Source organism: Bradyrhizobium sp. MOS003 (genome assembly GCF_003020125.1).
Classification (GTDB): Bacteria; Pseudomonadota; Alphaproteobacteria; order Rhizobiales; family Xanthobacteraceae; genus Bradyrhizobium.
Map to the genome: position 1 here is coordinate 762,582 of NZ_PYFW01000001.1, position 20,680 is coordinate 783,261.

Below are 20,680 nucleotides of genomic sequence, written 5' to 3' on the forward strand. Positions count from 1 at the left end.
AGCGGGAGAGATGATCTGGACTGCTGGAATGAAGACTGCTGGAAGGCCATGGGAATGAAACGATCGCGGCTCGGCTCGCTCGACGTCACTTCAATCGGGCTCGGTTCCGCCCCGCTCGGCGGATTGTTCGCCCCCGTCAGCGATGCCGATGCGGAGGCGACGGTCGCGCGCGCCTGGTCGCTCGGAGTGCGTTTCTTCGATACCGCGCCGCTCTACGGCTTCGGCCTCGCGGAACGCCGGCTCGGCGCATTCCTGCGGCAGCAGAAACGCGACTCCTACGTCATCTCGACCAAGGTCGGACGTCTGCTGCGCGCACCGGATGACGGCGCCGCCGAAGACGAGCATTACAAGGGCACGCCGCGCGAGCGGCCAGTGTTCGATTTCAGCTATGACGGCGTGATGCGATCGGTGGAGGAAAGCCTGTCGCGCCTCGGCCTCGACCGCGTTGACGTGCTCCTGGTGCACGATCCCGACGATCACTATGACGACGCCGTCGCCGGTGCCTTCCGTGCGCTGCAGCGCTTGCGAGGTGAGGGCACCGTCAAGGCGATCGGCGCCGGCATGAACCAGTCGGAGATGCCGGTCCGCTTCGCCGAGGCCGTGCCGGTCGACTGCTTCCTGCTCGCCGGGCGCTACACGCTGCTCGACCAGGGCGCACTGGACGCGCTGTTTCCGCTCTGCGCGGCGAAAGGTATCGGCATCCTGCTCGGCGGGATCTACAACAGCGGAATCCTCGCCAATCCGCACGCCGGCGCGAAGTTCAACTATCAGGATGCCGACGCAGCGCTGGTTGCGCGCGCGCTCGCGCTCGACGCGCTTTGCCGCAAGCATGGCACCGAGCTGAAGGCCGCCGCACTGCAGTTCTGCATGGCGCATCCGGCCGTCACGGTCGCCGTGATGGGCGCGCGCAACGCAGGCGAGGTCACCGACAACATCGCGATGTCTGAGACGGCGGTGCCGGCGGCCTTCTGGCAGGAGCTGCGCGCGCGGAACCTCGTCGATGCCCGCGCGCCGCTGCCGGGTGGAGCGTAAGGAATGATCATCGACGCCCACCAGCATTTCTGGGATCCAGCGCGTGCCGATTATCCCTGGATGGCAGCGGACGAGTTGACGTCGATCCGCCGCGCCTTCGGTCCTGACGATCTCGCGCCGCTGCTGAACGCGAACGGCATCGACGCCAGCATCGTGGTGCAATGCCGCTCCGCGCTGGAAGAGACCGGGGAATTCCAGCAGATAGCGCACGCAAATCCCTTCGTTGTTGGCGTGGTCGGCTGGGCTGATCTGACGGATGGTTCGCTGGGCGACACGCTCGATCGGCTTCGCGCTTCACCCGGCGGCGACAAGCTCGTCGGCATCCGCCATCAGGTGCACGACGAGGGTGATCCCGATTGGCTGCTGCGGGAGGACGTTCGGCGCGGTCTGACTACGGTCTTCGCGCACGATCTCGCCTATGATTTCCTGGTCCGTACCCGCGAGCTGCCCGCCGCGATCGCAACCGCGCAGGCCTTCCCGCAGGCGCGCTTCGTGCTCGACCACGCCGCTAAGCCGCCGATCGCCGACGGTGGCAGCGAAGCGTGGGCCGATCGCATCAAGGCGCTCGGGGCGTGCGGCAATGTCTGGTGCAAGATCTCGGGGCTTGCTACCGAGGCAGTCTGGAACGACTGGGATGCGGAGCGGCTGTTTCCGTTCGTCGCGCACGCCGCGAGCTGTTTCGGCGAGGACAGGCTGATCTTCGGCTCGGACTGGCCGGTGTGCCTGCTTGCGGGAAGCTATGGCGAGATCAAGAGCGCGCTGGAGGCCTGCCTGACGAAGCTTGGCCCGCAGGTGCGGGCCAAGGCCTTTGGTGTGAATGCGACGCGGGCGTATCGGCTGACGATCGCAGAATAGCGCTGCGGCGTGCGCGCCCGGCTACTCCGACATCGGCTTGTCGGAGATGTCCCAGTCCTTGCCGGTGAAGGTGGAGATGTAGAGCGTCTTCATCGGCGTGTAGTCCTCGGGCGTGTAGTCGTAGGTGACGCCGTCGAGGAAATAGGGGGAGTGGAAGCCTTTGAGGTTCGAGGCCTGCTTCAGCACGTTGGCGCGGGTGAGATCGTCGCCGCAGCGGCGCAGGATCTCGCCCATGGTCACGGCCTGGCCGTAACCGGCAAACGCGATCGTGTTGTCCTGATCAATCGCCGGCGTGTACTTCTTGCGCAGTTCCTCGAACGCCATCACGTCCGGATCTTTCTCCCATTTGGGCAGACCGACCTCCTTGTTGTAGCGGATGGCGACGATGCCGGCGGCGTTCTCGAGGCCCGCGGCGTTGAGGATCGAGCGGCCGGTGGAGCCGGCGGAAAGAAGCTGCAGCGGCTTCCAGCCGAGCTCGGCCACTTTACGGATCGACTGCGACGACGCCTTGCCGGTCGAGATGTTGTAGAAGACGTCGGCGCCCGACTTCGAGAGATTGATGAGCTGGGAATCGACGGTCGGCTCGGTGAGATCATAGGTCTGCTCCATGATCACCGATGCCGTGCCGCCGGCATCGGCCAACACCTTCTTGAAAGGACCGAGGAAGTCACGGCCGAAATCGTCGTTCTGGTAGAGGATGCCGACCTTCGCGTTCGGCTTCACGCTGACGACGTGACGCGCCAGGATGCGAGCTTCGGTCGGATAGAGCGGCAGGCCCGCCATCGTCCATTTGAACTCTTTCGGGTTGTTCCACTTCGACGCGCCGGTGTTGAGCAGCAACTGCGGCACGCCCTTGGAGTTCAGATATTTGTGCACGGCGGTCTGCGGCGCGGTGCCGAGCGAGCCATACAGCGCGAGCACCTCTTCCTGCTCGACCAGGCGCCGCGTCGCCTCGACGCATTTCGGCGCGCTGTAGGCGTCGTCCATGGTGAGGAACTTGACCTTGCGTCCGTTGATGCCGCCCTTCTCGTTCAGCATCTGGAAATAGGCCTCGCCGATGCGGCCGAGCACGCCGTAGAGCGAGCCGGGGCCGGAATGCGGCACGGTCTGTCCGATCTTGATCTCGGTGTCGCTGGCGCCCGCATCGTATTTCTTCTCCGCAGCCCAGACATAAGGCGCGGGCAATGTCGATGCGGCGATCGTGGCGAGCGCGGCGGCGCTGAAATCGCGCCGCGATGGATTCTTCGTCATTATGTGTTTCTCCCTGGCGCGCGCATTGTGCTGGCAGGTGCGCAGGGCTCGCAAGGGGGAAGTCACCGCTTTGCGACGCAATGACGCTGAAATGTCAGGGAGTTAGCGCCTAGACTCAAGTTTTCTCGGCGACCACGACGAGGCCACGCACCGGCTCGTTGTTTTCGATGCGCGGCGAGGCCGTCTGCAATGTCAGGAGCTTCAGTCCGGCCCTGACGAGCGCGCTCCGCACATATTCCGCTGCATGGGCATAGCGCAGGCCTTCGCCGAGAATGATGCCGTTTTTATCGTGGGTCTCGAGCGTGAAGGCGAGTACGCCGCCCGCTGCAAGCACGCGCCTTGTTTCCGTCAGCACCGGTGCGAGATCCGACAGATACACGAACGCATCCGCCGCAAGCATCAGGTTCGCGCTTGCATTGGGCTTGCCGCGCAAGCCATCGATCATGTCGGCGACTTCGAGCTCGGCGTACAGACCCGTCGCACGCGCCTCCTTGATCATGCCGGACGACAGGTCGATGCCGGTGAAATGATCGACCTGCTTGGCGAAGGCGGCTGCCGCAAGGCCGGTGCCGCAGCCGAGATCGATGGCGCGCTTGAACAGAGCCGGCTTCCTGGCGGCGACGCGCGCGGCGATCACCGCCTTGAAGATCAGGGACGGCGCGCGGTAGTCGAGATCGTTGACCAGCGCATCCTCGAAATGCGGCGCATATTGATCGAACAAGGCCTGCACATAGGCCTTCGGCATCTCCGAGAGTTGCTCGTCGCCCAGCCGTATCAAATGCAAGCCGGCGCCGTGCTGGTCGTCCGGGTCGGCCTCGCGCGCTTTCCGGAAGGCGGCAATGGCCTTGTCGCGCTCGCCGAGCTCCTCGCGGATCTCACCGAGCGTGAACCAGGCCGAGGTGAAGTTCGGCGCGAGCTCGAGGGCCTGTTCCAGCAGGTCGGCGGCGGCGGGCAGATCGCCCTTGAGCTGGAGATCGCGAGCGAATTCGAAGCGGCGGTCGGCGATGAGATCGCCGGAGGATTGAAACAGGCGCAGGGGCATTGAGGAACCGGTTCGTCATTGCCGGGCTTGACCCGCCCGCGGGGTCGAAGCCCCTCCGGCGCGGCGAAGGCCCGGCAATCCATTAAAAAAGGAACTCTTTAGGACGATGGATGCGCGGGTCAAGCCCGCGCATGACGGCTTAATTTGGAGCGGCTCCTTCCTATATTAATCGCATGCGTCCACAAGACATCCTGCTGCCGGCTGCTGCCGGCCTGTGCTGCAAGCCCGGCGGCTTCCACATCGACCCCATCCGTCCGGTCGAGCGAGCCGTGATTACACATGGCCACTCCGACCATGCGCGCCCCGGCCACGGCTCCGTGCTGGCGACGCAGGAGACGCTGGACATGATGCGGCTGCGTTACGGCGAGAATTTTGCCGGCTCGACGCAAGCGATCCGCTATGGCGAGGAAATCGGGCTTGGCGACGTCACCGTCAAATTTCACCCGGCCGGCCACGTGCTGGGTTCGGCGCAGGTCGCGGTCGCCTGCAAGGGCACCTGCATCGTCGCCTCCGGCGACTACAAGGACGCGCCAGACCCGACCTGCACGCCGTTCGAACTGGTGCAATGCGACGTCTTCATCACCGAGGCGACGTTCGGGCTTCCGGTGTTCCGGCATGGCGATGCGAGCGACGAGGTCGAGAAGCTGCTCGCCTCCGTCGCGCTGTTTCCGGAGCGCGCACATCTGGTCGGCGCCTATTCGCTCGGCAAGGCCCAGCGCGTGATCAAGCTGATCCGGCAGGCGGGCTATGACGCCCCGATCTATCTGCATGGCGCGATGGAGAAGATCACCGAGTACTATCAGAGCCGCGGCATCGATCTCGGCGAACTCAGGCCGGTGAAGGGCGTGAAGAAGGCGGCGCTCGCCGGCACCATCACGCTGGCCCCGCCATCGGCGACGTCAGATCTCTGGACACGGCGCTTTCCCGATCCGGTCACGGCATTCGCCTCGGGCTGGATGCGGGTGCGTGCCCGCGCGCGGCAGCGCGGCATCGAGCTGCCGCTGGTGATCTCCGACCACGCCGATTGGGACGGCCTCACCGCCACCATCGCCGCGACCGGCGCCGGCGAAATCTGGGTCACGCACGGCCAGGAAGACGCGCTGGTGCATTGGTGCCAAAGCAAAGGCCTGAAAGCGCGGCCACTCGATCTCGTGGGCTATGGCGACGAGGAGAGCGAGACGCCGATCGCGGACGAGGCCGAGGCATGAACCGCTTCGCCGAACTGCTCGACCGTCTCGCCTACGAGCCCGGCCGCAACAACAAGTTGCGGCTGCTCACCGGCTATTTCCGCGAGGTCGGCGATCCCGACCGTGGCTATGCGCTGGCCGCGCTGACCGGCGCGCTCAGCTTCAAGCACGCCAAGTCGGCGCTGATCCGCAATCTCATTGCGACGCGCACGGATGAGGTGCTGTTCGGGCTGTCTTACGATTATGTCGGCGATCTCTCGGAGACGGTGGCGCTGATGTGGCCGAAGGCCGTGGGTGTGCACAACAACCCACCACCCCCGACGCTGACCGAAGTCGTCACCACGTTGCGCACGCTCGGCAAGACCGAATTGCCGAAGCAGCTCGAGCGCTGGCTCGACGAGCTCGATGAGACCGGCCGCTGGGCGCTGCTGAAGCTCGTCACCGGTGCGCTTCGGATCGGCATCTCCGCACGCCTCGCCAAGACCGCGGCCGCCGCGCTCGGCGACAAGGATCCGCACGATGTCGAGCTGATGTGGCCCGGCCTTGCACCGCCCTATCTCGACCTGTTCGCCTGGCTGGAGGGTCGCGGTGACAAGCCGGTCAATCGCGATCCCGCGCCGTTCCGTCCCGTGATGCTGGCGCATGCGATCGAGGACAGCGATTTCGCTGCGCTGGATCCTGCCGACTACATCGCCGAATGGAAATGGGATGGCATTCGCGTGCAGGCGGTGGCGGGGCGCGACGAAAACGGCCACATCACCGCGCGGCTCTATTCGCGCACCGGCGAGGACATTACCGGGAGTTTTCCCGATCTCGTGCCGTCGCTGCGGCTACCAGGCGCGATCGACGGCGAGCTTCTGATCCTGCGCGAGGGCCGGGTGCAGAGCTTCAACGTCCTGCAACAGCGGCTCAACCGCAAGGTCGTGTCGCCGAAGCTGATCAAGGAGTTTCCGATTCATCTGCGCGCGTACGATCTGCTCGGCGACGACGAGAATGATCTCCGCGAGCTGCCGTTCGCGGAGCGGCGCGAACGGCTGGAGACCTTCATCGGGAAGCTCGGCGATCCCCGCATCGACCTGTCGCCCACGGTGCCCTTCGCAAGCTGGGAGGCACTGACGGCCGCCCGTGCCGATCCCGCCAGCGCAGGCGCCGGCGAAGACGCGGACGCCGTCGAAGGCGTGATGCTGAAGCAGCGCGATGCGCTTTACCTGCCCGGACGTCCCAAGGGCCAGTGGTGGAAGTGGAAACGCGATCCGCACATCATCGACGCCGTGCTGATGTATGCGCAGCGCGGCCACGGCAAGCGCTCGTCCTATTATTCCGACTACACGTTCGGTGTCTGGACCGAGGGCGAGGGCGGTGACGAGCTGGTGCCGGTCGGAAAAGCCTATTTCGGCTTCACCGACGAGGAGCTGTTGCAGATTGACCGCTTCGTCCGCCGCAACACCACGGAAAAATTCGGCCCCGTCCGCCACGTCGTCCACGAGGGCGACAAGGGCCTGGTGCTGGAAGTGGCGTTCGAGGGCCTGCAGCGCTCGCCGCGCCACAAATCCGGCGTCGCCATGCGCTTCCCCCGCATCAGCCGCCTGCGCTGGGACAAGCCGCCGCGCGAGGCGGACCGGCTGGAGACGCTGGAGCGGATGCTGAAGGCGGAGGTGGTGGAGGTGTGAAGTGTGAAAGGCTCGATCGCGGCCACAAGGAAGGTGCGCCCCCTCGCCCGCTTGCGGGAGAGGGTTGGGGAGAGGGCTGTCTCCGCATTGGGATTCCCCAAGAGGAGAGAGCCCTCACCCGCGCCTTCGGCGCGACCTCTCCCGCAAGCGGGAGAGGTTGCAGCCAGCCCGCGGCAACCGACTGCCTGAATTAAACTCCCGTAACCCGATTGACGCCCCGTTGCGGGTTCCCCATTTGCCTCGCCGTGCCCTATAATGGGTCGAATCCGCTGAGGAGTTTGAGATGGTCCAAGACGTCAGAGATTTGCCGGCCGGCCGCAGTGACGGGCTGAACCGCTTTCTCGGCGGCTCGCCGCTGGCGGTCGCATTTCGCCTGGTCCTGCTCTCGATCCTGGTCGGCGTCGTGCTCGCCGCGATCGGCTTCGATCCCTGGAACATCCTCACCAGCATCCGCCTCTTGTTCCAGCGTCTCTGGGATCTCGGCTTCGACACCATCAACTGGCTGTGGCGCTACTTCCTGCTCGGCGCAGTCATCGTGATCCCGATCTGGCTGCTCTCGCGCGTGTTCGGCACGCCGCGCGGCCGGTGAGATTTTGAAGGTCCGCAGCCGATGCAACTCCGTTTCGTCGGCTGCGGCGACGCTTTCGGCTCCGGCGGCAGGCTCAACACCTGCTTCCATGTCTCGGGGCGCCAGGCCAACTTCCTGATCGATTGCGGCGCGTCGGCCCTGCCGGCGCTGAAGCGGCTCGAGATCGACCGCAACGACATCGATCTCATCCTGATCACGCATTTCCACGGCGACCACTTTGCCGGCCTGCCGTTGGTCCTGCTCGACGCCCAGTTCTCGCGACGGACGCGGCCGCTGACGATCGCGGGCCCGCAGGGCATCGAGAGGCGGCTGCGTGAGGTGATGGAGGCGCTGTTCGAGCATTCCTCGAAGACCCAGCAGCGCTTCGAGCTCGACGTCGTCGAGCTCACGCCCGAGCAGAGCCGGACGTTCGGCCCCGTGACGGTGACGCCCTATTCCGTTGTGCACGGCGAATCCGGGGGCCCCTTCCTCGCCTACCGCGTCGAGGCCGAGGGCCGCACGCTCGCCTACAGCGCCGATACCGAATGGACGGAGACGCTCATTCCGCTGGCGCATGGCGCGGATCTTTTCATTGCCGAAGCCTATATGTACGAGAAGGTGGTGAAGAACCATCTCAGCCTGAAGACCCTGGAACAGCATCTGCCGGCGATCGCCGCCAAGCGGCTCGTCCTCACCCATATGAGCGACGACATGCTGTCGCGCCTCGAGACTCTGCCCCATATGGCGGCCGAGGACGGCATGGTCGTCGTGTTCTGACCATGCACGCGCCCGTCCATACCAAAGTCGGCACCCGTCAGGTGTTCGCCATTGCCGGCCCGGCGATGGTCGCGAACCTGACCACGCCGCTGATCGGCATTGTCTCGACCACGGCGATCGGGCGGCTCGACGATGCCGCGCTGCTCGGCGGCGTCGCGATGGCCTCGGTGATCTTCGATTGCCTGTTCTGGCTGTTCGGCTTCCTGCGCATGAGCACGCTCGCCTTCACCGCGCAATCGCTGGGCGCGGGCGACACACGCGAGCCGATCGCGATCCTGGCGCGCGGCTTCATCGTTGCCGGCCTGATCGGCGCCGCGCTGATCCTGCTGCAACTGCCGCTGGCTGCCGTGCTGTTCGATCTCATGGGCGGCAGCGAGGGCGTGACACGGGCGGCGAAGACCTACTTCAAGATCCGGATCTGGTCGTCGCCGTTCGCGCTCGCCAATTACGTCATCCTCGGCTGGCTGATCGGCCAGGCCCGCGCCAATTCGGCCTTGTTGCTTCAGGTCGTCATCAACCTCGTCAACATGGCGGCGACGATCCTGCTGGTGCTGGTCTACGACACCGGTATCGCCGGTGCCGCGATCGCCGCGCTGTTGTCGGAAGCGGTCGGCTTCGCCCTCGGCGTGCTGGTCTGCCGGCATTATGCCGATGGCGGCTTCGCCGTGCCGTACGCGACCCTGCTCGACCGCGACAAGCTGTTGCGGTTGCTGGCGGTGAACACCGACATCCTGATCCGCACCGCGGCGCTGATCGCCGTGTTCCTGTTCTTCACCGCAAAGGGCGCGCAGGCCGGCGACGTCACGTTGGCCGCCAATTCCGTGCTCAACAACTTCCTGCTGGTCAGCGCTTTCTTCCTCGACGGTCTCGCCAACGCCGCGCAGCAGCTCTGCGGCCGCGCCGTTGGCGCGCGCGATGCAAAGGGCTTTGCGGATTCAACCCGGCTGGTGCTGCTATGGGGCCTCGGCTTCGCGCTGGTGGTGTCGGGACTGTTCGCGCTGTTCGGGGCGGCTCTGATCGATGTCATGACGGCGAGTGACGACGTCCGCCGTGCCGCGCGCGAATTCCTGCCGTTCGTCGTGCTCGCACCCATTCCCGGCGTGTTCGCCTTCGGCTTCGACGGCATCTATATCGGCGCGACCTGGGCGCGCGAGATGCGCAATCTGATGCTGGCTTCGTTGGTGATCTTCTTCGCCGCCTGGTGGGCGCTGCAATCACTCGGCAATGCCGGACTGTGGTGCGCGCTGATGGCCTCCTACCTCTCGCGCGGCGGCTTGCAGGCCGCGAGGTACCCCGCGCAGTTCAGGGCGACGTTTTCGAAACTGTGACGATCGTGTCCCGGACGCGCTGCAGCGTGGAACGCTGCTGCGCAGCGCCGGGACCCACCACTCCTCGGACTCGCCGTCACATGGGCCCCGGCTCTGCAGCGCACCGCGCCGAAGCCGGCGCGCTGCGCGGCGTCCGGGGCACGAGAGCGCCTTACATCCCCGGCCAGTCTTCCGCGGTCAGCGTCGCAGCATCCGCGCCGACGATCTCGGACAGCGAGTCCCGTCCCGTCCGCAGCAGCGTCGAGGTGAGGTCGCGCTTGATCTCGTCGACGAGGCCGAGGCCCTTGTAGATCAGGGACGAATAGAGCTGGATCAGGCTCGCGCCGGCGCGGATCTTGGTCAGCGCGGCACCGCCCGAATCGACGCCGCCGACGCCGATCAGCGGGAACGCGCCCTCGACGCGCACATAGGTCTCCGCGACCATCCGCGTCGACAGGCGGAACAGCGGTCGGCCGGACAGGCCGCCTTGCTCCTTGGCGCGCATCTCCTCCCGCAGCGTGCTCGGCCGCGCGATCGTCGTGTTCGACACGATCATGCCGTCGACCCGGCGCGAGCGCGCCACCTGCACGACATCGTCGAGCTGGGCGAGGCTCAAATCCGGCGCGATCTTGAGCAGCACCGGCGTGTCGCCGGCCTTCTGCCTGACGCGCTCGCGGGCGTCGATCACCCTGGCGAGGAGATCGTCGAGCAGGGCGCCTTCCTGCAGATTGCGCAGGCCCGGCGTGTTCGGCGAGGAGACGTTGACGGTAAAATAGCTCGCCACCGGCGCAAAGGTCTCGATCAGCTTGACGTAATCGGCGACGCGGTCCGGCGAATCCTTGTTGGCGCCGACATTGACGCCGACGATGCCGCCGTGCTGCGCGCGTGCGGCAAGCCGGCGCAAGGCGACTTCCGCGCCGTCATTGTTGAAGCCCATGCGGTTGATGACGGCCTCGTCGCGCTCCAGACGAAACAGCCGCGGCCGCGGATTGCCGATTTGCGGCTTCGGCGTCACCGAGCCGATCTCGACGAAGCCGAAGCCGAGCCGCAGCAGTGCATCCGGCACCTCGGCGCTCTTGTCGAAGCCCGCGGCCATGCCGATCGGATTGGGAAAGTTGAGCCCGAAGGCGCGCATCGCGAGCTTGGGATCGTCAGGGCGCGGCGTGACCGGCGGCAGGAAGCGCAGACCCCGAATCGCGAGGCGATGGGCATCTTCCGGATCGAGCCAGCGCAGCACCGGCAGCGAAAAGGCGTCGAAAGCGCGGATCACGGCAGCAGCTCCGGAGTGTCGTGGCCGCCGTCGGAGCGCATGTTGAGGTTCATCACCGACAGCACCGCGCCGAGGTCGAGCTCGCCGTAGAGATGAGGAAACAGCTCCTCATTGCGCGAGCGCTCCCAGCGCAGTGCGCCGCCGAGCGCGTCGCCATCGACCTCGACCAGGAACAGCGCGCGCTGGCCGAAATAATGCTTGCGCAAGGTCTCGGGAACCTGGGCAGCGGTGGAGAAATGGATGAAGCCGTCGCGCGCATCGTCCGCGCTGCCCCGGTAGATGCCCTGCCGTTCCGCCTCGCGCCAGGCCGAGGCCGGACAGATTTTGTAGATCTTGACCACCGCTTGCGGAGCCCTTTGAGGTTATTTGGTTTTTTCGCCTCTTGCGGGTCTTGAAACCCGGGCGCGACCGTAAAGGCCACACCTCTCGAACTCAAGCGCTTGGATCGCATCCCCGATCGCCCCTTGCACGGAAAACGGAAAACCGGTTGATTTGAGGACAGTTTTCCTGAGTTGCGACGGGCTGGACCTTGCATGGTCAGGCAGGCCAAAGCGCAGAGGATACTGACGCACGACCAGATCTGGGTCGCCCTGGATCGGCTGGCGGCGCGCGCCGGTCTGTCGCCATCCGGTCTTGCCAAGCGCGCCGGGCTCGATCCCACCACCTTCAACAGGTCCAAGCGCGTCACCTCCGACGGCCGCGAGCGCTGGCCCTCGACAGAATCCATCGCCAAGGCGCTCGCAGCCGCCGATTCCTCGATGGCGACCTTTGTGACGCTGATCGACGGCGTGCAGGGCCACGGCTGCTGCGTGCCGCTACTCGGCTTCGCCGAGGCCGGCGCGAGTGGCGCGTTTGATGAATTCGGTTTTCCGTCGGGCCACGGCTGGGCGGTGGTCGCGCTTCCGACCGCCGAGGACCACAACACCTTCGCACTGAAAGTGTCCGGCAACGCACTCCAGCCGGCCTATCGCGACGGCGACATCATCCTGGTCTCGCCGGGCACACCGGTCCACAAGGGCGACCGCGTGGTGCTGAAGACGAGAGCCGACGACATGCTGGTCGCAACGCTCAAGCGCCGCACGACGAAGGGGGTGGAATTGCTGCCGCTCGGTGCAGCCCAAGGCGAGCACCGGCTGTCGACGAGCGACGTTGCGTGGCTGGCGCGGATCATCTGGGCCAGCCAGTAAACGCTCTGTTCATCGTCATTCCAGGGCGACAGCCACACCGTGTTTCAACCAGCTTGCGACTCAAGGCGGCGCTCGCCTAGGTTCCCCGCGCCCTTTTTCGGCATCAATCCATTTCTGGGGAAAGATCATGAATCGTCGCCACGCATTGAAGGCTTTGGCGGGCCTCGCTCTCTGTCCGGTGTGCAAACCCGCCTTTGCCGCCGAAGGCGCACACTGGGAGCTACGATGGCACCGGCGGCCCCGGCAAATGGGGCGACCTCGACGCCGCCAACAAGGCCTGCTCCGTCGGCCTGCAGCAATCGCCGATCGACATCGAAGCGACGGTCAAATCGCAATTGCCTGCGCTGAAGGTGAACTGGGGCAAGTCCGCCGACACCATCGTCAACAACGGGCACACGATCCAGCTCAATTTCGCCGAGGGCAGCACGTTGATGCTCGGCGACGTCAAGTACAAGCTGCTTCAGGTGCATTTCCACCGGCCGAGCGAGCACATGATCGGCGGCAAGAATTTCCCGATGGAGGCGCACTTCATCCATCGCAATGATGCCGGCGGCCTCGCCGTGGTCGGCGTGCTGATGGCCGAGGGCAGGCCGACCCCGGCTTTCGGCAAGATCGTCAAGACCATGCCGGCAGCGGAAGGTCCCGCGGTGAAAGCGGATGCGGGCATCGATCCGCACGCCATGCTGCCAACGAAGCTCAGCTACTTCCGCTATCCCGGCTCGCTGACGACCCCGCCCTGCTCGGAAGTGGTCGAATGGCTGCTGCTGACCACCCCGATCCATGTGTCGGCCGCCGATGTCGCGGCGTTCGCAAAACTCTATCCGATGAACGCGCGCCCGGTGCAGAAGGACAACCGGCGTTACGTGCTGAAGTCGATCTGAGCGCGAGTCCCGTAGCCCGGTTGAGCGCAGCGACATCCGGGGCCGCTTGCGCGGCATGCAAAGACCCCGGATCTCGCTGCGCTCAGCCGGGCTACGCGTCCGCGACTTACCTCACGCGCTCCTTGCCAGCGCGCCGTCGATCATGTTGACCGCGTTCTGCACGCCGTACACCGCGACGAAGGACCCGAAGCGCGGGCCCTTTTCCTGGCCGAGCAGGACCTGGTAGAGCATGTTGAACCAGTCCAGCGTAACGCCGGGACGGCCGTCCTTCCCCTTCTTGACCTGGTCGAGGAACGGCTCGCGGCGGCCGATCTCGTAGACGACGTTCTGGATGTCCTCTGGCGTTGCGTCCTGTGCCAGCTGTGACAGCGCATCGCGCAGATCCTGCAGCGCCGCCCGCTCAGTTTCGTTAGGCACGCGAAACTGCTTCGTCGGCGCGACGAAGTCGCGGTAATAATTGATGGCGTAGCCGACCATCGCATCGAGCTTCGGATGCGTCTGCGGGCTCACGCCCGGACGATAGCGGCCGATGAATCCCCACAGCGTCTCGGCGTTCTCCGCGTTCGACGACGACACCAGCGTCAGCAGCAGCTGGAAGGTGACGGGCATGTCGCCCTGCGGCGGCTTGCCGTTGTGGATGTGCCAGACCGGATTGCCGAGCTGCTGCTTGTCGTCCTGTTTGGGAAAGCCATCAATGAATTGCTGATAGTCGTCGACCTGGCGCGGGATGACGTCGAAAAACAGCCGCTTGGCCGCCTTCGGTTCGCGATACATGAACAGCGACAGCGATTCCGGCGAGGCATAGCGCAGCCATTCGTCGATGGTGAGGCCGTTGCCCTTCGACTTCGAGATCTTCTGGCCCTTCTCGTCGAGGAAGAGCTCGTAGTTGAAGCCTTCCGGCGGCGTGCCGCCGAGCGCCTTTGCGATCGCACCCGACAGCTTCACGGAGTCGATCAGATCCTTGCCGGCCATCTCGTAGTCGACGCCGAGGGCGACCCAGCGCATCGCCCAATCGGCCTTCCACTGACACTTGACGTTGCCGCCGGTGACCGGCGTTTCGACTTCCTGGTTGGTGTCGGGGTCGAGATAGGTCACCGTGCCGGCCGCGACGTCGCGGCGGATCATCGGCACCTGCAGCACGACACCGGTGGTCTTGCTGATCGGCAGGAACGGCGAATAGGTCGCGCGGCGATCGGGTCCGAGCGTCGGCAGGATGATCGCCATCACCTGGTCGTAGACGGCAAGCATCTTGAGCAGCGTCGCGTCAAAGCGGCCTGACGTATAGTAGTCGGTCGAGCTCGCGAATTCGTAGTCGAAGCCGAAATGATCCAGAAACGCGCGCAGGCGAGCGTTGTTGTGCGCGCCAAACGAGGGGTACTCGTTGGAGAACGGATCCGGCACCCGCGTCAGCGGCTTGCCGAGATGCGCGGCCAGCATCTCCTTGTTCGGCACGTTGTCGGGCACCTTCCGAAACCCGTCCATGTCGTCGGAGAACGCCAGGAGACGCGTCTTGACCTTGTCCTCGGTCAGCACGCGGAAGGCATGGCGAACCATCGAGGTGCGCGCGACCTCGCCGAACGTGCCGATATGCGGCAGGCCCGACGGTCCATAGCCGGTCTCGAACAGCACCTCGTCCTTCGGGCTTTTCTTCAGCCGCGCGACGATGGCCTTGGCTTGCTCGAACGGCCAGGCGTTGGATTGTTCGGCAAGCGCACGCAGATCGCTCGGGCTCATGTTGGGATCGATAACGGACATCAAGGGGCCTCCGGGCCGCGGAAAATAGCGATTTCCGGGCCAAATGCAATTTTGTGGGCGGTGTTGCCTCTCACAGCGTCATTGCGAGCGAAGCGAAGCAATCCAGATTGTCACGGCGGAAACAGTCTGGATTGCTTCGTCGCAAGGGCGCCTCGCAATGACGGCGGATAGAGCCGCGGCGCAGTCAGAACGGGCTCACCGAGAAATAGCGCAGCCACAGATCGGTGTAGCGGCCTTTTTCCCAGACCCGGAACAACGCCCAGTTCAGGGCCTGGCGCAGTACGTCGTTGCCCTTGCGCACGGCGATGCCGATGCCCTCGCCGAAGAAACGGCTCTCGACGAAGGGACCGCCGGAGAAGGCGCAGCAATCGCCGGAATCGGTGCCGTTGATCCAGAACGCGAGCGAGATCGCATCACCGAAAATGAAATCGACCTCGCCCTTGCGCAAGGCGCTGCGCAAGCCGTCGTCGTTGGGATAGGGGTGCAGCTCTGCGTCGGTGAACATCGCCTTGAGATAGGCCTCGTGCGCGGAGCCGGCGATGACGCCGACCTTCTTGCCCTCGAGATATTCGGGCCGGATCTCCGGCATCACCGCGTCCTTGCGCGAGGCGAAGCGCGCCGGCACCCGGTAATAGGGATCGGTGAAGTCGACGCGGGCGCGCAGCTGCGGGCTCACCGCCATCGAGGCGATGATGGCGTCGCCGCGGTTGGAGGAGAGCGCGTCGACCAGCGTCTCGAAGCGGCGCATCTGCACCGTGCAGGTGACCTTGATCTCCTCGCACAGGCTGCGTGCGAGATCGACGTTGAAGCCGGCCGGGTTGCCGTCGGCGCCGGTGAAATTGAACGGCGGATAGTCGGTCTCGGTCAGGAAGCGGATCACGGTCAGGCGCGACAGGTCCGGCCGCTCCGGCCGCCGCCGCGGATCCCAGAAGCCCGGCACGGCCTGCGGGGCGGCCTGCGCGACCCGAGGTGCGGCTTGCTGCGTCCCTTGGGGCGCCGCCGGGGGCGGCTGCTTGGCTGGGTTCTGGGCCTCGGCGTTGGGCAAGCCTGCGAGCAGGCAGGCACCGACCGCCAGCCCCGCCAGCAAGCTACGGGCAGATTTGGACGATTTCGCCTGTTGCGATGGAGCCATCGGCCGGAAATGAACTGATATCATAGGGATCGGAGGGCGTTATAGACCATCCCGACGGGAACGCGAGTGCGGAATGTGGCGACGGTGCGCTCCCTCCCCCGCTTGCGGGGGAGGGTCGGGGAGAGGGTGTGTCCGCTGGGCGAGTGCCCCTAAATGGATATAGCCCCACCCGCCGCGCTTCCGCGCGTCGACCTCCCCGCAAGCGGGAGAGGTTGCAGTGGAGTTCGCGGCTCGATCAGCCCTCAGAGATACTTCTTCAAATCCGCCGCCGCCTCGTCCGGCGTCCGCTTCAGATTGAACGGGGAGACGAAGCGGCCGTCGCGGTCCATCAGGTAGATCAGCGCGGTGTGGTCCATGGTGTAGTCGCCGTCCTTGGTCGGGACCTTCTTGGCGTAGACCCGGTAGGAGGTGATGACCTTGGCGGTCTCGGCGGGATCGCCGCTGAGGCCTTCGAGGTGCGGATCGAAGCTCGACAGATAATCCTTCATGGTCGCCGGCGTGTCGCGCTCGGGGTCGACCGAGATGAAGACGGCATTGACCTTGTCGGCATCCTTGCCCAGCGCGCGCAGCACTTCCGAGATCTCGAACAGCGAGGTCGGGCACACGTCGGGGCAATGGGTGTAGCCGAAGAAGATCAGGGTCGGCTTGCCCTTGAGGCTCTTGTCGGTGACCGCCTTGCCGTTCTGGTCGGTCAGTTGGAACGGGCCGCCGATCGCGGCCGGCTGCGCCACCTTGCTGACCCCGCCCATGGCCCAGAACATGATCAGGAGGCCGGCAACGAGGCTTGCGGCGAAAGCGGTCGCGATCACCAGCGGACGGGCGGCGGAACTCATGAGCGGAAAACTTCCTGTGGCGGATCAGAAGCAGGCGGCGAAGCCGGTCCTGATCATTTCGAAGAACATCTGCGTGCCGTAGTGGAACCACAGCGCCAGCGCGCCGAGCACCAGCAAGCTGCCGATCCCCGCGCCCGCCAACAGCAGCACGAACGGCGTCCGGCCGGCAGTGGGCGAATTGTCCTGTAGCGGATGCGATGGGTGCAGCGGTTGAGCCATGACAACGATCGGGGCGAAGGCCCGGGTTCCCAGCCTCAGATAAGCCCTGGCCCGCCTGCCGGCAAGGCGCCGCTGGCGGGCCGGAACGGTCCGGTCAGGCCGGGAAGGTCAGCGCAGCTGGCCCCGGGCGGATTCGATCCGGTCCGATTGCGGGAGCGGCCGGCGCGACGGCTTGATGGCCGAGGCCTGCGCGTCCAGGTAGCAGGGCTTGTACATGGCCTGGAGCTGCTTGCCCTTCAGGAACAGCATATGCGGGGTGAGGCCGCCGCGCTGGTTGATCCAACGCTTCACCTGCGAAGGATACATCATATACAGCATCTGGGTCGCCTCGGTGTTGGTGACGGCGCGGCCGTTGCTGCCGAAATCCCAGGCGGCGTGGAAGCCGAGCGTCGCGCTCGAGGTCACGCAGATGCGGTCATGCGGAATGGCGCCGAGGACGATGGTGCAGGCCGAGGCGCAGAGGCCGTCGATGATGACGGTGTCACCTGACTGCCTGAGGTCCTGGTATTTGTCGACGTAGGTTCCGATCCGGCCACCGCGGTCATCCGCGATCCGAACCACCGCGTGAGAAGCCCCCATGCAAGCGATGAGGAGAACTGCCGCCAGCAACCCCGTCAGAAACTTCATTGTCCCCGCCCCAGTCGAATTCGAATCTGCGTGTCAGGTGATGATGCGCGGCTAGCGTCCGTCGTAACCGAGGTTTTGTCTAGGCAGGCCGGCTCGCTCAAAACAAATTCAAATCCAGTGTTGCGGCGGTGCTGCACTCGGCGGGTCTCGATCCCAAAGTGGAACAAGTTAATGATGTCTTACGCGCCACACCCTTGATCTCAGTTGCAACCGCTGGCTTCAATCCGGGCAAATACAGGGGAAATTCATGGAGGGGGACGCACATGGCTGAAGAGACTGACGTCATCGTCGTCGGCGCGGGCCTGTCGGGACTGGTTGCCGCGATCGAGATTGCCGACGCAGGCAAGCGCGTGATCGTGGTCGACCAGGAAGGCGAGCAGTCGATCGGCGGCCAGGCGTTCTGGTCGTTCGGCGGGTTGTTCCTGGTCGATTCGCCGGAGCAACGCCGGCTCGGCATCAAGGATTCCTTTGACCTGGCCATGCAGGACTGGATCGGTGCCGCCGGCTTCGACCGCGACGACGACTTCTGGCCACGGCAATGGGCCGAGGCCTATGTCGCGTTCGCGGCCGGCGAAAAGCGCGCCTGGCTGCGGGCGATGGGCCATCGCTTCTTTCCGGTGGTCGGCTGGGCCGAGCGCGGCGGTTACGACGCGATGGGCCACGGCAATTCGGTGCCGCGCTTTCATGTCACCTGGGGCACCGGCCCCGGCATCGTCGAGCCGTTCGAGCGCCGGGCGCGCGAGGCCGTGAAGAGCGGCCGGCTCAGCTTCAGGTTCCGTCACCGCGTCGATGCGCTCTCCATCACCAACGGCACAGTAGATGGCGTCAGCGGTGCCGTGCTCGCGCCCGATCCGATCGAGCGCGGCAAGAGCACCTCGCGCAATGTCGTCGGCGAATTTGCGCTTAAGGCGCAAGCCGTGATCGTCGCGTCCGGCGGCATCGGCGGCAATCACGAGCTGGTGCGGCAGAACTGGCCGAAGCGGCTGGGCGATCCGCCGAAATTCATGATCTCCGGCGTGCCCGAACATGTCGATGGCCGCATGATCGGCATCACCGAGACATCAGGTGCGCGGCTGATCAATCGCGACCGCATGTGGCATTATGTCGAGGGCATCCAGAACTGGAATCCGATCTGGCCGCGCCACGGCATTCGCATCCTGCCGGGCCCCTCCTCGATGTGGTTCGACGCCACGGGCACGCGATTGCCGGCGCCGCTCTTCCCGGGCTCGGACACACTCGGGCAGCTCCAGTACATCATGTCGACCGGCTATGATTATTCCTGGTTCATCCTGACCCAGAGCATCATCAAGAAGGAGTTTGCGCTGTCGGGCTCGGAGCAGAACCCGGACCTGACGGGCAAGAGCTGGCGCATGACCTTGCGCCGGGCCACCAACAAGGGGGCGCCGGCGCCGGTCGAAGCATTCAAAAGCCATGGTGTCGATTTCATCGTGCGCGACAAGATCGAGGACCTCGTCGCGACCATGAACAAGCTTGCCGGCAGCGACCTCCTCAAGCTCGAGCACATCAGGATGCAGATCGAGGCGCGCGACCGCGAGATCGCCAACCCTTACGTCAAAGATGCGCAGGTGATGAACATCCACAATGCGCGCCGCTATATCGGCGACAGGCTGATCCGCACCGCCTCCCCACACCGGATCCTGGATCCCGCGCAGGGGCCGCTGATCGCGGTCAAGCTCAACATCCTCACCCGCAAGACACTGGGCGGCTTCGAGACCGATCTGGAGTCCCGAGTGTTCGGCACCGAGGGCAGAGTCATTCCCGGCCTCTATGCGGTCGGCGAAGCCGCCGGCTTCGGCGGCGGCGGCGTGCACGGCTATCGCTCGCTGGAGGGCACCTTCCTCGGCGGCTGCCTGTTCTCGGGCCGCAATGCGGGCCGGTCCGCCGCCAAGGCGGTGGGCTGAAATTGTTCGGTCCGCTTCGATAAGCCGCGCATGCGTTGCCAGCGACGCATGCACCGCCGGGGTGGCAGGGCGTGAGGCGCTGGGCTAGACAGGGGCGCCATTCCAGTGAGGAGCTACCAATGAGCATTCAGCGTTTCGAAACCGGCCCGCGCATGAGCCAGGTCGTCGTGCACGGCAACACCGTCTATCTCGCAGGCGTCGTCGCCAACAACGCGGCCGGCGAAAGCGTGACGAAGCAGACCCAGGACATCCTGAAGACCATCGACGGCCATCTCGCCAAGGCCGGCACCGACAAGTCGAAGCTGCTCTCAGCCACGATCTACATCACCGACATGAAGACCTTCGGCGAGATGAACGCGGTGTGGGATGGCTGGGTGTCAGCCGGCAATACTCCCGCCCGCGCCACCGTCGAGGCCAAGCTGGCGGCGCCGCAATACACCGTCGAGATCATGGTCACGGCCGCGAAGTAATTTTCGCAAACAACAGACGAAGAGAGCGCGATGGCGACGTCATCCCGCTCTCTTTTTGCGTAACGATGACCTGTCAGGTAATCGATCGGCGCTCCCGAACCTTCGATAGTGACGGCAGCCGAATACGGCGTCATCGAAGGAGAGTGCCATGACCGACCCCCTCACCATCGCCCGAAGCTATATCGAGCTCTGGAACGAGCGCACCGCCGGCCGCCGCCGCGAACTGCTCGGCGACAACTGGACGATTGACGCAAGCTATGTCGATCCCTTGATGAAGGGCGACGGCCGCGACGGCATCGAGGCGCTGATCGCAGGCGTGCAGCAGCGCTTTCCCGATTTCAAATTCCACCTGATCGGCGAGCCCAACGGCTACGGCGAACACGTCCGCTTTTCCTGGGGACTTGGTCCAGACGGCGCCGACAGCCCGATCAAGGGCACCGATTTTGCCGTGCTGAAGGACGGCCGGATCCAAAGCGTGACCGGATTTCTGGATCAGGTGCCGGCGGGAGCGTGAGATCTCCGACCCGCCTCGTACAGGCGGACGGGAACCTTATGGGACTTTCACAAGAGGTCGTCATGCCCGGGCTTGTCCCGGGCATCCACGTTCTCAGTGCTGCGTGCAAGCGTGGATGGCCGGGACAAGCCCGGCCATGACGATGTGGGGACCTGCGTGCCTTCAATTGTCAGCGCAAAAT

At 65.2% G+C, this 20,680-nt stretch carries 20 protein-coding genes and 1 pseudogene; 12 read left to right on the top strand and 9 right to left on the bottom strand.

Going from position 1 to position 20,680, the window contains the following annotated elements:
* Window positions 1-54 precede the first annotated feature (54 nt).
* On the top strand, window positions 55-1,032 hold the full coding sequence (locus C7G42_RS03615; protein ID WP_106947691.1) for an aldo/keto reductase: 978 nt from the start codon (window positions 55-57) through the stop codon (window positions 1,030-1,032).
* 3 nt (window positions 1,033-1,035) lie between these two features.
* Window positions 1,036-1,887 carry an amidohydrolase family protein gene (locus C7G42_RS03620; protein ID WP_106947692.1) on the top strand — a complete coding sequence of 284 codons (852 nt, stop codon included), beginning with the start codon at window positions 1,036-1,038 and terminating at the stop codon, window positions 1,885-1,887.
* Window positions 1,888-1,908: 21 nt separating this feature from the next.
* On the opposite strand, the gene C7G42_RS03625 is transcribed toward C7G42_RS03620, so the two are convergent.
* Window positions 1,909-3,138, bottom strand: coding sequence for an ABC transporter substrate-binding protein (locus tag C7G42_RS03625; RefSeq protein ID WP_199580631.1), 1,230 nt, complete (start codon window positions 3,136-3,138; stop codon window positions 1,909-1,911).
* Between the two features lie 115 nt (window positions 3,139-3,253).
* A complete protein-coding gene (locus C7G42_RS03630; protein WP_106947693.1) occupies window positions 3,254-4,180 on the bottom strand; it encodes a class I SAM-dependent DNA methyltransferase in 927 nt (308 codons plus the stop codon).
* A 173-nt stretch (window positions 4,181-4,353) separates the two neighbouring features.
* Here C7G42_RS03630 and C7G42_RS03635 point away from each other — a divergent pair, with 173 nt between their 5' ends.
* The 5 genes from C7G42_RS03635 (at window position 4,354) to C7G42_RS03660 (ending at window position 9,710) form a co-directional block, all read left to right on the top strand.
* The gene (locus tag C7G42_RS03635; RefSeq protein ID WP_106947694.1) at window positions 4,354-5,388 is read left to right on the top strand and encodes a ligase-associated DNA damage response exonuclease; all 1,035 of its coding nucleotides are present in this window, start codon (window positions 4,354-4,356) and stop codon (window positions 5,386-5,388) included.
* Window positions 5,385-7,037 carry a cisplatin damage response ATP-dependent DNA ligase gene (locus C7G42_RS03640; RefSeq protein ID WP_106947695.1) on the top strand — a complete coding sequence of 551 codons (1,653 nt, stop codon included), beginning with the start codon at window positions 5,385-5,387 and terminating at the stop codon, window positions 7,035-7,037. Before C7G42_RS03635 ends, C7G42_RS03640 begins: the two co-directional genes overlap by 4 nt.
* A 283-nt stretch (window positions 7,038-7,320) precedes the next feature.
* Complete coding sequence (locus C7G42_RS03650) at window positions 7,321-7,626, top strand: DUF6460 domain-containing protein (protein ID WP_106947696.1); 306 nt, start codon at window positions 7,321-7,323, stop codon at window positions 7,624-7,626.
* 21 nt (window positions 7,627-7,647) lie between these two features.
* Entirely contained in the window at window positions 7,648-8,382 is a 735-nt protein-coding gene (locus C7G42_RS03655) for an MBL fold metallo-hydrolase (RefSeq protein WP_106947697.1), read from the top strand.
* A gap of 2 nt (window positions 8,383-8,384) precedes the next feature.
* Window positions 8,385-9,710, top strand: a complete 1,326-nt coding sequence (locus C7G42_RS03660; protein WP_106947698.1) for an MATE family efflux transporter — start codon at window positions 8,385-8,387, stop codon at window positions 9,708-9,710.
* A 151-nt stretch (window positions 9,711-9,861) separates the two neighbouring features.
* Here C7G42_RS03660 and C7G42_RS03665 read toward each other — a convergent pair whose 3' ends face one another.
* Together C7G42_RS03665 and C7G42_RS03670 are read right to left on the bottom strand one after the other, a co-directional pair.
* Window positions 9,862-10,959: a quinone-dependent dihydroorotate dehydrogenase gene (locus tag C7G42_RS03665; RefSeq protein ID WP_106947699.1), complete on the bottom strand. Its 1,098-nt coding sequence runs from the start codon at window positions 10,957-10,959 to the stop codon at window positions 9,862-9,864.
* Entirely contained in the window at window positions 10,956-11,300 is a 345-nt protein-coding gene (locus tag C7G42_RS03670; RefSeq protein WP_106947700.1) for a DUF952 domain-containing protein, read from the bottom strand. The genes C7G42_RS03665 and C7G42_RS03670 overlap by 4 nt, the downstream gene beginning before the upstream one ends.
* Before the next feature lie 192 nt (window positions 11,301-11,492).
* Between C7G42_RS03670 and C7G42_RS03675 the strand changes: the two genes are divergently transcribed.
* Together C7G42_RS03675 and C7G42_RS03680 are read left to right on the top strand one after the other, a co-directional pair.
* A complete protein-coding gene (locus C7G42_RS03675) occupies window positions 11,493-12,146 on the top strand; it encodes a S24 family peptidase (RefSeq protein WP_106947701.1) in 654 nt (217 codons plus the stop codon).
* A gap of 127 nt (window positions 12,147-12,273) precedes the next feature.
* Window positions 12,274-13,027: pseudogene (locus tag C7G42_RS03680) on the top strand (carbonic anhydrase).
* 111 nt (window positions 13,028-13,138) lie between these two features.
* On the opposite strand, the gene C7G42_RS03685 reads toward C7G42_RS03680, so the two are convergent.
* The 5 genes from C7G42_RS03685 to C7G42_RS03705 form a co-directional block, all read right to left on the bottom strand.
* A complete protein-coding gene (locus C7G42_RS03685) occupies window positions 13,139-14,782 on the bottom strand; it encodes a lysine--tRNA ligase (protein WP_106947702.1) in 1,644 nt (547 codons plus the stop codon).
* A 184-nt stretch (window positions 14,783-14,966) separates the two neighbouring features.
* Window positions 14,967-15,914: an ABC transporter substrate-binding protein gene (locus C7G42_RS03690; protein WP_106947703.1), complete on the bottom strand. Its 948-nt coding sequence runs from the start codon at window positions 15,912-15,914 to the stop codon at window positions 14,967-14,969.
* Window positions 15,915-16,156: 242 nt separating this feature from the next.
* The gene (locus C7G42_RS03695; RefSeq protein ID WP_106947704.1) at window positions 16,157-16,747 is read right to left on the bottom strand and encodes an SCO family protein; all 591 of its coding nucleotides are present in this window, start codon (window positions 16,745-16,747) and stop codon (window positions 16,157-16,159) included.
* Between the two features lie 24 nt (window positions 16,748-16,771).
* Window positions 16,772-16,966: a hypothetical protein gene (locus C7G42_RS03700; protein WP_106947705.1), complete on the bottom strand. Its 195-nt coding sequence runs from the start codon at window positions 16,964-16,966 to the stop codon at window positions 16,772-16,774.
* A gap of 108 nt (window positions 16,967-17,074) precedes the next feature.
* On the bottom strand, window positions 17,075-17,593 hold the full coding sequence (locus tag C7G42_RS03705; protein WP_106947706.1) for a hypothetical protein: 519 nt from the start codon (window positions 17,591-17,593) through the stop codon (window positions 17,075-17,077).
* Between the two features lie 263 nt (window positions 17,594-17,856).
* Here C7G42_RS03705 and C7G42_RS03710 point away from each other — a divergent pair, with 263 nt between their 5' ends.
* From C7G42_RS03710 to C7G42_RS03720, 3 genes are all read left to right on the top strand, one after another.
* A complete protein-coding gene (locus C7G42_RS03710) occupies window positions 17,857-19,515 on the top strand; it encodes an FAD-binding dehydrogenase (protein ID WP_106947707.1) in 1,659 nt (552 codons plus the stop codon).
* Window positions 19,516-19,634: 119 nt separating this feature from the next.
* On the top strand, window positions 19,635-19,985 hold the full coding sequence (locus tag C7G42_RS03715; protein WP_106947708.1) for a RidA family protein: 351 nt from the start codon (window positions 19,635-19,637) through the stop codon (window positions 19,983-19,985).
* 148 nt (window positions 19,986-20,133) lie between these two features.
* Window positions 20,134-20,499 carry a nuclear transport factor 2 family protein gene (locus tag C7G42_RS03720; protein WP_106947709.1) on the top strand — a complete coding sequence of 122 codons (366 nt, stop codon included), beginning with the start codon at window positions 20,134-20,136 and terminating at the stop codon, window positions 20,497-20,499.
* Window positions 20,500-20,680 lie beyond the last annotated feature (181 nt).